At 67.8% G+C, this 3,008-nt stretch carries 3 protein-coding genes; all 3 read left to right on the plus strand.

Annotation, left to right across the window (positions count from 1 at the left end; translation table 11 throughout):
- The coding region (locus tag ACOVRJ_RS21855) for a DUF3375 family protein (protein ID WP_422045926.1) at positions 1-585 on the plus strand (585 nt) is incomplete at its 5' end.
- 23 nt (positions 586-608) lie between these two features.
- On the plus strand, positions 609-1,316 hold the full coding sequence (locus tag ACOVRJ_RS21860) for a DUF4194 domain-containing protein (RefSeq protein WP_422045927.1): 708 nt from the start codon (positions 609-611) through the stop codon (positions 1,314-1,316).
- A partial coding sequence (locus ACOVRJ_RS21865) for an ATP-binding protein (RefSeq protein ID WP_422045928.1) occupies positions 1,309-3,008 on the plus strand: 1,700 nt, incomplete at its 3' end. The genes ACOVRJ_RS21860 and ACOVRJ_RS21865, both read left to right, overlap by 8 nt.

Raw genomic sequence — 3,008 nt, forward strand, 5'->3', positions numbered from 1 at the left:
CACACGCAGCGCACGGTGGCCCAGCTGTCGCAGCAGTTGCGCCGCTTCCTGGACGACCGGGCCTTTCTGGAGAACCGCCGCATTCTTGACTTGCTGCACGGTATCGAGAGCAAGGCGCTGGCTCTGCGCGGGGCGACGCCCGCTGGCTCGGTGATGCACATCGACGCGATGGCGGCGGACATCGAACTGCCGCTGGAGAGGCCGTTGTTCACGCCGAGCGTGAAGCCGCGCCTGGTTGATATGGCGCTCGTGGCTGGCGAGGAAGACATTGACACCGCGCGCCTGTTCGACCAGATCGTGGTGGACAAGGCGCGCCTGCGCTCGGCTGTTCAACGGGTACTGCGCCGCCAGCCACTGATCACGCTTCGTGAGCTGCTGGATGCCGAGCCTCTGCACCAGGGCCTGGCCGAACTGGTGGCCTACCTGGAGCTGGCCCACGCCGGGGACGGCGGCGACGGCCTGGAGGGCCTGCGCGCCCTGGTCGACGAGGCTGTGGAGGAGCCGATCCGTTGGCTGGCCCGCAATGCAGTGGGCGAAGCCGTGACGCGCGAGGCGCGCTTGCCGCGCGTGATCTTCACGCGCTGACGGTATCGAGGGGCCAGGGAGACATGAACACGGACGACGCACGGCACGAGGACGATTCGGTGGAGACGCCGCCCAGCGTGCTGCCGGCGGTGCCCGAGTTGTCGCAGCTGATGGTGCACCTGCTCAAGGGTGTGCTCTACCGCGACGACGATGAGCGCCTGTGGGCCAGCCTGCTGCGCCTGCAGGCGCGGGTGCGGGAACAGGCCGCCGTGCTGCTGCTCGACCTGGTGCTGGACGAGGCCGAAGGCCACGCCTTCCTGAAGAGTCGTCCGGACCCGGACGAGGCTGAGGGGGCCCCGCGCCTGCCAAGGCTTGTCGCACGCCGGCCGCTTTCCTACCCGGTGAGCCTGATGCTGGCGCTGCTGCGCAAGCGCATGGCCGAGTTCGACGCAGGCGGTGGGGACACCCGACTGGTGCTCTCGCGTGACGACATCGCAGAGCTGATGCGGGTGTTTCTGCCCGATGGCACGAACGAGGCCCGGCTGATCGACCAAGTGGACGCGACGATCACCAAGGTGGTCGATCTGGGCTTTCTGCGCCGGCTCAAGCCTGCTGCTGGCGGTGGCCAGGACAGAGGCCACTACGAGGTGCGGCGCATCCTGAAGGCTTTCGTCGACGCGCAGTGGCTGGCGGAGTTCGACGCGCGGCTGGAGGTCTACCGCACGGCGCTGTCCTCAGCGCCTGCCGAAGCGACCGACAAGGCGGCCAGCAAAGGAGTGGCCGATGCTTGAAGCGCCGATGGACGACGGGACATGGGGGCTGGACTTCGTGGTCGACGACACCCGGGTGGGCTTTCGGCTGCAGCGGTTGGAAGTTCTGAACTGGGGCACCTTCGACAAGCGTGTCTGGCGCTACGAGCTCGACGGGCGCAATGGCCTGCTCACGGGCGACATCGGTTCGGGCAAGTCCACGCTGGTCGATGCCATCACGACCTTGCTCGTGCCGGCGCATCGCGTGGCCTACAACAAGGCGGCCGGGGCAGATTCCCGCGAGCGCTCCTTGCGGTCCTACGTGCTGGGCCACTACAAGAGCGAGCGCAATGAGGTGACGGGCAGCGCCCGGCCCGTGGCGCTGCGCGATGCGTCGAGCTACTCGGTCATCCTGGGCGTCTTCCGCAACGAGGGCTATGACCAGGCCGTGACGCTGGCCCAGGTCTTCTGGCTGAAGGACCCGCAGGGCCAACCCGCACGCCTGTTTGTGGCGGCTGAGCGGGCATTGACCATCACTGATGACTTCAGCGGCTTCGGCAGTGACATCACTGCCCTGCGCAAGAAGCTGCGGGGCGCGGGCTGCGAACTGTTCGACAGCTTCCCGCCGTATGGGGCCTGGTTCCGCCGGCGCTTCGGCATCGAGCACGAGCAGGCCTTGGAGCTGTTCCACCAGACGGTCTCGATGAAGTCGGTGGGCAACCTCACTGACTTCGTGCGCAGCCACATGCTGGAACCCTTCGACGTGGGCAGCCGCATCGAGGCCCTGATCCGCCACTTCGACGACCTGGACCGGGCGCACCAGGCCGTGCTCAAGGCCAAGCGGCAGGTGGACTTGCTGACGCCCCTGGTCGACGACGGCGCGCGCCACCAGCTGCTCGCGGCCGAGATTCGGGGCTGGCGGGATGCGCGCGATCAGCTTCGACCGTATTTCGCCCGGCTCAAGGGCGAGCTGCTGGACCGCCGCCTCGACTTGCTGGCGGACGATGCGGCCCGGCTCGATGCACAGATCGAGCGCCTGGATGCGCAGCGTGAGACCGAGCGCGTTGAAGTCGGCCGCCTGGAGCGGGCCCTGCGCGACAACGGCGGCGACCGCCTGGAGGAGCTGGCGGCAGAGACTCGCCGCCTGGAGGGCGACAAGGTTCAACGCCAGAAAAGGTCAGACCGCTTCCAAGAGCTGCTGGCCCGCATCGATGAGTCGGCGCCGGGGGATGAAGCAGGCTTCCTCATCCAGCAACAAGGCATCAGCCAGCGTGCCGAAGGCTTGCGCGAGCGCATTGCCGACTTGGACAACCGCGAGCGCGAAGAGGACTTCACGTTCCGCAAGGGCCGTGAAGAACACGCCGCCCTGTCCGAGGAGATCGACAGTCTCCAGCGGCGCAAGAGCAACATCGACGCTGCACAGATCCGCATTCGCGACGCGCTGTGTGCGGCGCTGGCGATCGGAGAGGACGAACTGCCTTTCGCGGGCGAGCTCATCCAGGTGCGCGACGATGAGCGCGATTGGGAGGGTGCCGCCGAGCGGCTGCTGCGCGGCTTCGGCCTCGCGCTGCTGGTTCCGGACGGGCAGTACAAGGCCGTTGTGGACTGGGTGGACCGTCAGCAGCTGGGTGCCCGCCTGGTGTACTTCCATGTGCGTCCGCGAAAGGCGGCGCAAAGCGCGGCGCTGCATCCGCAGTCGCTGGTGCGCAAGCTCGCCATCAAGACCGATTCACC

The organism is Roseateles sp. (genome assembly GCF_049240545.1).
Lineage (GTDB): Bacteria > Pseudomonadota > Gammaproteobacteria > Burkholderiales > Burkholderiaceae_C > Paucibacter_A.

Excerpts from the sequence above, each read along its gene's own strand:
- ACOVRJ_RS21860 (WP_422045927.1), top strand. The coding sequence starts at position 609 with ATGAACACGGACGACGCACGGCACGAGGACGATTCGGTGGAGACGCCG.